This window comes from Acinetobacter sp. NS-4 (genome assembly GCF_037402435.1).
Classification (GTDB): Bacteria; Pseudomonadota; Gammaproteobacteria; order Pseudomonadales; family Moraxellaceae; genus Acinetobacter.
The window spans coordinates 1-919 of the sequence record NZ_JBBEUE010000046.1; the positions used below are offsets into that span (position 1 = coordinate 1).

1 protein-coding gene is annotated in these 919 nt (G+C 37.3%); it reads left to right on the forward strand.

Annotation, left to right across the window (positions count from 1 at the left end):
- Nucleotides 1-244: 244 nt before the first annotated feature.
- Nucleotides 245-919: GAF domain-containing protein (locus WAE57_RS15775; RefSeq protein ID WP_337711302.1), on the forward strand; the 675-nt coding region annotated here is incomplete at its 3' end.

The following is a 919-nucleotide window of genomic DNA, read 5'->3' on the forward strand; positions in this document are numbered from 1 at the left end:
CAGATTATGCACGAATGCCAAGAAAGTTAGAGTACAAATATTAATCAAAAAGCTGGTCGTTTTTTGATTTATGAAAGAAATCTATTGATAACTATAAGACTCTTAGATAATTATGTGTGAAATTTGTCGCATTTTTGTTATACTATTTAAGTAAGGGTAATCATTCACATTTAGATCCAATTTTACAAAATTTCGTTGAGAATCTATCCAAAATGCGCAATACAACTCTAGGGTAGCAAACTATATGAGTCAAACAGCGAGTTATTTAGATACCCAATCTATTTTTAATTTAATTGGACAACATGCTGAGTTAAGCCTCATATTTCAGATGGTCAGTGAATGGCTAGAAGCCCGGATACCAGATTCAATGGTATCTATTATGTTGTACTCTGAGACAGAACAAACTTTAAACTTAATTAGTGGTAGTCAGCATTTTTCCAACCGATATATAGAAACGGTCTCTGATCTAAAAATAGGTCCACATGTCGGTGCTTGTGGTGCGGCAACTTTTCACCGAAAACTGGTGATTTGTGAAAATTTAGCGATTGACCCTAACTGGGAAGCTTTCCATAACGTGATTCAAGAAGAGAATCTCAATGCGTGTTGGTCGATGCCTATTATTAATGCGCAGGGAACCCTCTATGGAACCTTTGCAACCTATTACCGTTCTCCCAAATGTCCAAGCTCTACTCATATTAAATTGATTTCTCATGCCGCATCTTTAGTTGCCTTGAGTATAGACCTGCATACAGAACGGCAACAGAGACTGGCGCTGAATGACAAGTACCGTTCGTTCTTCACCTACCATCCCGATGCCATTTTTGAACATAATCCTGCAGGCATTATTCTGGATGTTAATCTTGCTTCTAAAGACCTCACAAAATTAAATCAGGAACAGACCAAGGGCTTACATTTCTCA